At 71.5% G+C, this 5,436-nt stretch carries 6 protein-coding genes; 4 read left to right on the top strand and 2 right to left on the bottom strand.

The window, feature by feature from the left end; translation table 11 throughout:
- Window positions 1-102: 102 nt before the first annotated feature.
- From JWP65_RS07285 to JWP65_RS07275, 3 genes are all read left to right on the top strand, one after another.
- A complete protein-coding gene (locus JWP65_RS07285; RefSeq protein WP_299762106.1) occupies window positions 103-1,008 on the top strand; it encodes a hypothetical protein in 906 nt (301 codons plus the stop codon).
- Between the two features lie 71 nt (window positions 1,009-1,079).
- Window positions 1,080-2,108: a cobalamin-independent methionine synthase II family protein gene (locus JWP65_RS07280; protein ID WP_299762103.1), complete on the top strand. Its 1,029-nt coding sequence runs from the start codon at window positions 1,080-1,082 to the stop codon at window positions 2,106-2,108.
- Window positions 2,108-3,232: an NAD(P)/FAD-dependent oxidoreductase gene (locus tag JWP65_RS07275; protein WP_299762100.1), complete on the top strand. Its 1,125-nt coding sequence runs from the start codon at window positions 2,108-2,110 to the stop codon at window positions 3,230-3,232. The genes JWP65_RS07280 and JWP65_RS07275 overlap by 1 nt, the downstream gene beginning before the upstream one ends.
- Here the strand turns inward: JWP65_RS07275 and JWP65_RS07270 are convergent.
- The gene (locus tag JWP65_RS07270; protein WP_299762098.1) at window positions 3,189-4,256 is read right to left on the bottom strand and encodes a quinone-dependent dihydroorotate dehydrogenase; all 1,068 of its coding nucleotides are present in this window, start codon (window positions 4,254-4,256) and stop codon (window positions 3,189-3,191) included. The genes JWP65_RS07275 and JWP65_RS07270 overlap by 44 nt on opposite strands.
- A gap of 41 nt (window positions 4,257-4,297) precedes the next feature.
- Here JWP65_RS07270 and rpiA point away from each other — a divergent pair, with 41 nt between their 5' ends.
- Window positions 4,298-4,969, top strand: coding sequence for a ribose-5-phosphate isomerase RpiA (gene rpiA / locus JWP65_RS07265; RefSeq protein WP_299762095.1), 672 nt, complete (start codon window positions 4,298-4,300; stop codon window positions 4,967-4,969).
- On the opposite strand, the gene JWP65_RS07260 is transcribed toward rpiA, so the two are convergent.
- A partial coding sequence (locus JWP65_RS07260) for a glutaredoxin family protein (RefSeq protein WP_299762092.1) occupies window positions 4,966-5,436 on the bottom strand: 471 nt, incomplete at its 5' end. The genes rpiA and JWP65_RS07260 overlap by 4 nt on opposite strands.

Below are 5,436 nucleotides of genomic sequence, written 5' to 3'. Positions count from 1 at the left end.
CAGTCCCATCACCTTGCCGGCGATGTCGTTGTAGTGGCCGTAGCGCACGCCCAGCAGCTTGCCGGCCTCGCGCATGCCCCAGCCGATCGAGCCGTTGCGCGCGTGGCCCCGGGCCACCAGCGCGCCGACGAGAACACCGGCCGATTGATGCCGGACCGCTCGTGGAGCCACGGCATCCACCAGGCCATCGAGGCGCGTGAGGGGCTGGAGCTGACCGACCCGTCGCAGACGGCGGCGCGCATGACCTTCCAGGATTTCTTTCGCCGCTACCACGTGCTCTCGGGCGCCAGCGGCACGCTGCAAGGCATCGCCCGCGAGATGTGGTCGACCTACGGCCTGCTCACGCTGTGGCTGGCGCCGCGCGTGCCCAGCCGCTTGCGCACCGGCGAGCGCCACGTCTACGCCAGCCGCGACCAGAAGCTGGACGGGATCGTGGCCGAGGCCTGCCGGATCCAGCGCCAGGGGCTGCCGCTGCTGGTGGGGACGCGCCGCATCACGGATAGCGAGGCCATCGCCGAGCGGCTGGAAGCGGCCGGCGTCGAGTGCAAGGTGCTCAATGCCAAGAAGCACGCCGAGGAGGCCGAGGTGGTGGCCCATGCCGGCGCGTCGCACTGCGTGACGGTGGCGACCAACATGGCAGGCCGCGGCACCGACATCCTGCTGGTGCCCGGCGTCGCCGATGCCGGCGGCCTGCAGGTGCTGAGCATCGACGCGCACGAGTCGTCGCGGGTCGACTGGCAGCTGTTCGGCCGGGCCGGCCGCCAGGGCGCGCCCGGCCGCGCGCAGGCCTTCATCGCCCTGGGCGACGAACTGTTCGAGCGCCACCTGCCGGTGGTGCTGAAGCCGCTGCTGTGGCTGGCCCACGGCCTGCCGCAGCTGCGTGGCCGGCTGGCGCGGCCGCTGATGGTGGCGGCGCAATGGCAGGCGCAGCGCCAGGCCTGGGGGCGCGCCGCAGCCTGGCCCAGCGCGAGGTCCAGACCGTGCAGCAGCTGTCGTTCTCCCGGGTAGGCTGAGGCAAACTCGGGGCGGACGGCCGCGGTTTTGTGCCAAATTCGCGGCTTCACCACCAGGAGACGCACTTGCTGTTCCCCACCACCATCGTCGGCAGCTTTCCGCAGCCCGAATGGCTGATCGACCGCGCCAGACTGGCCGGGCGTTTTCCGTCGCGCGTGCGGGCGCGCGAGCTGTGGCGGCTGCAGGAGCCGTACCTGGCGCAGGCCCAGGACGACGCCACCTTGCCGGCGACCAAGCTGCAGCAAGAGGCGGGGCTGGACGTCGTGTCCGACGGCGAGATCCGGCGCGAGAGTTATTCGAACCGCTTTGCCACCGCGCTGGACGGCGTGGACCTGGACAACCCGGGGACCGGGCTGGACCGCTCCGACCATCCGAACCCGGTGCCGCGCATCGTCGGCAAGATCCGCCGCCGCCATGCGGTGCAGGTGGAGGATCTGAAGTTCCTCAAGCGCCACACCACGCGCATGACCAAGATCACCGTGCCCGGCCCGTTCACCATGCGGCAGCTGGCGCAGAACGACTTCTACGCCAGCGAGGAGGAAGCGGCGATGGACTATGCGGATGCGGTCAACGCCGAGACCCGCGACCTGTTCGCCGCCGGCGCCGACGTGGTGCAGATCGACGAGCCCTACCGGCAGGCGCGGCCCGTAAAGGCGCGGCAGCAGTACGGGCTGGCGGCGCTGAACCGCGCGCTCGCTGGCGTGCAGGGCACCACCGCCGTCCACATCTGCTTTGGCTACGCGGCCATCATCCACGAGCGGCCCACGGCGACTCGTTCCTGCCGGAGCTGGCTGGCTGCAGCTGCCGCCAGGTTTGCGTCGAGACGGCGCAGTCGCACCTGGACACGCGGGTGTTGCGCGAGCTGGGCGACAAGCAGGTGTGGTCGGCTGCATCGACCTGTCGGACATGAACATCGAGACGCCGCAGCTGGTGGCCAGCGCGTGCGCCGGGCCCTGGAACACAGCGCGCCGGAGCAGGTGATCCTGGCGCCGGACTGCGGCATGAAGTACCTGCCGCGCGAAGTGGCGCAAGGCAGGCTGCGCACCATGGTGCTGGCGGCGCAGCAACTGCGCCAGCAGCACGCGGCGCGCTGATGGACCGGGTCGATGCGGTGGTGATCGGGGCCGGCGCCGTCGGCCTGGCGGTGGCGCGGGCGCTGGCGCAGGCCGGGCAGGAAACGATCGTCGCGGAGGCCCAGGGCGGCATCGGGCAAGGCGTGAGCTCGCGCAACAGCGAGGTGATCCACGCCGGCCTGTACTACCTCCCTGGCTCGCTCAAGGCGCGCCTGTGCGTGCGTGGCAAGGAGCTGCTGTACGAGCTGTGCGCCAGCCACGGCGTGGAACACAGGCGCTGCGGCAAGCTGACGGTGGCCAACGGCGAGCAGGAGGTGGTGGCCTTGCGCGCCTTGCAGCAGCGGGCTGCCGCCAACGGGGTGCCGGTCGAGTGGCTGGAGGGCGCCCAGGCCAGGGCGCTGGAGCCGGCATTGCGCTGCAGCGCGGCGCTGCATTCGCCCAGCACCGGCATCGTCGACAGCCACGGCTTCATGCTGGCGTTGCAAGGCGACCTCGAACGCGCCGGCGGCGCGGTGGCACTCGGCTCGCGGGTGGAGTCGGCTCGGCTGGCGCGCACGCCCGGGGCGCCGCACGTGGTGGTGCTGGCCGACGGCACCCAGCTGGCCACCACCATCCTGGTCAACGCCGCTTCGCTGCACGCCTGCAGCCTGGCGCGTCGCTTCGAAGGGCTGGATCCGGGCTTGGTGCCGCGCGAATCCTTCGCCAAAGGCAACTACTACGCCCTTGGCGGCGAGTCGCCGTTCCGCCACCTGATCTACCCGGCGCCGGCCGACGCCTGGCTCGGCGTGCACCTCACGCTCGACCTGGGCGGGCAGGCCAGGTTCGGGCCCGACCTCGAATGGCTGGATGTGCGCACGCCGCAGGAGATCGACTACCGGGTGAACCCGGCCCGCGCCGTCGACTTCTACGCCGAGGTGCGGCGCTACTGGCCGGGACTGCCCGACGGGGCGCTGGCGCCCAGCTACAGCGGCGTGCGGCCCAAGATCCACGGGCCCGGCGAAAAGGCGCCGGACTTCCGCATCGACGGCCCGGCCGTGCATGGCGTGCCCGGGCTGCTCAACCTGTTCGGCATCGAGTCGCCCGGGCTGACCAGCGCGCTGGCTATCGCCGAGGCTGTTGCGCCGCAGCTGCTGGCTGCCGCTTGAAGGCGCGCGCCACCTGGTCGACCAGCGCCGGGCCGCGGTAGATCAGCCCGGTGTAGATCTGCACCACATCGGCGCCCGCCTGCAGCTTGGACAAGGCGTCGGCCGCGCTGAGGATGCCGCCCACGCCGATGATCGGATAGCCCGCGCCCAGCGCCGCGCGCAACTGGCGGATCACCCGGTTGCTGGCCTCCAGCACCGGCGCGCCGCTCAGGCCGCCGGCTTCCTGCGCGTGCGGCAGGCCCTGCACCGCGTCACGCACGATGGTGGTGTTGGTGGCGACCACGCCGTCCATGCCGTGGCGTCGCAGCGTGGCGGCGATCACCTCGACCTGCGCCTGGTCGAGATCCGGCGCGATCTTCACGAACAGCGGCACCCGCCGGCCGTGGCGCGCGGCCAGCTGCCCGCGCCGGGCGGCCACGGCCGAGAGCAGGGAGTCCAGCGCCTGGTCGCTTTGCAGCGCCCGCAGGTTCTTGGTGTTGGGGCTGGAGATGTTGACGGTGACGTAGTCGGCGTGCGGGTACACGCCTTCCAGGCAGGCCAGGTAGTCGGCGGTCGCTTGCTCGATCGGCGTCGCCGCGTTCTTGCCGATGTTCAGCCCCAGCAGCCGGCCCTGGGCCCGAAACGACGCGCGCTGCACGTTGGCCAGGAACGCCTCCAGCCCGTCGTTGTTGAAGCCCAGCCGGTTGATCAGCGCATTGGCCCGCGGCAGCCGGAACATCCGCGGCTTCGGGTTGCCCGGCTGGCCCTTGGGCGTGACCGTGCCGACCTCGACGAAACCGAAGCCCATCGCGCCCAGGGCATCGATGCAGCGGGCGTTCTTGTCCAGGCCGGCGGCCAGCCCGACGCGGTTGGGAAAGCGCAGCCCGGCCAGCTCCACCGGGTCGGCCACGAAGCGATTGCTCCAGGCCCGCTGCAGCGGCGTGCCTTGCAGGCGGGCCAGCCCGTCCAGGGTCAGCTCATGGGCCGCTTCCGGGTCCAGCCCGAAGAGAAAAGGGCGCGCCAGCGCATAAGGCAGGAGAGGCATCCGATAATTCCGGCTTCGTTTGGATCAACCGGGGATTGTGCGTGACGCAGGATGAACTCAAGGCGCTGGTGGGGCAGGCGGCGCTGCAATACGTGGTGCCGGGCGAGATCGTGGGCGTGGGGACGGGTTCCACCGTCAACAAGTTCATCGAGGCGCTGGCCGGGATCAAGGACAGCATCCCGGGCGCGGTCTCCAGCTCCAATGCCTCCACCCAGCGGCTGCTGGCGCTGGGCATCCGCGTGTTCGACGCCGGCGAGGTGGGCGAGCTGGCGGTCTACATCGATGGCGCCGACGAAATCGACGGCCGCGGCTACATGGTCAAGGGCGGCGGGGCGGCGCTGACGCGCGAGAAGATCGTCGCGGCCCAGTCGCGCCGCTTCGTCTGCATCGCCGACGACTCCAAGCGGGTCGAGGTGCTGGGGCGCTTTCCGCTGCCGGTGGAAGTGATTCCCATGGCCACCCAGCGCATCGTGCGGCAGTTCCAGGCAATGGGCGGCACCGCCAAGGTGCGGATCAAGGACGGCCAGCCGCTGGTGACCGACAACGGCCAGCACATCCTGGACGTGACGGGGCTGCGCATCCGCGAGCCGCTGGCCTTCGAGACCGAGGTGAACCAGTGGCCGGGCGTGCTGACGGTGGGCGTCTTCGCCCATCAAAAAGCCGCCGTGTGCCTGTTGGGCACAGCCGCCGGCGTGCAGACGGTCAGCTACTAAAAGCGGATGCCGGCGGGGGGCGCCGTCAGGGACGGCAGCTGCGCCTGCGGCGGCTGCTGCGGCTCCGCCGGGCGCACCGGTGCCACTTGCACCGCCACCAGCGGGGCCGGCGCCGGGTTGCGGTAGCCCGAAGGCAGGCGCGAGGCGCGCGGATAGCCGGCGGCATCCAGGTACTGCGCCCACTCCGGCTCCGAATAGCCGTTGATCTGCTGGCCGCCAATGGTCAGGAACGGCAGCCGCGCCGCGCCGGAGATGCGCTTGAGCGCCTCGATGTCGTCGTTGCTGGCCACCGTGCGTTCCATGAACGGAATGCCGCGGCTTTGCAGGAAGGCGCGGCCGCTGCCGCAAGGCCCGCAGTCGTTGCCGGTATAGAGCGTGACCGGAAAGCGGCTGGCGACCGTGCGCAGCTCGAAGGACAGGGCGGGGCCGCCGCTGGCGGCGCCGCCGCTGGCGGCGCCGCCGGCGCC

Source organism: Ramlibacter sp. (assembly GCF_028292805.1).
GTDB lineage: Bacteria > Pseudomonadota > Gammaproteobacteria > Burkholderiales > Burkholderiaceae_C > Ramlibacter.
Note: the sequence above shows the minus strand (reverse complement) of the source record. Positions and strands in the feature narration are given on the sequence as shown.

Excerpts from the sequence above, each read along its gene's own strand:
- JWP65_RS07275 (WP_299762100.1), top strand. The coding sequence starts at position 2,108 with ATGGACCGGGTCGATGCGGTGGTGATCGGGGCCGGCGCCGTCGGCCTG.
- JWP65_RS07270 (WP_299762098.1), bottom strand. The coding sequence starts at position 4,256 with ATGCCTCTCCTGCCTTATGCGCTGGCGCGCCCTTTTCTCTTCGGGCTG.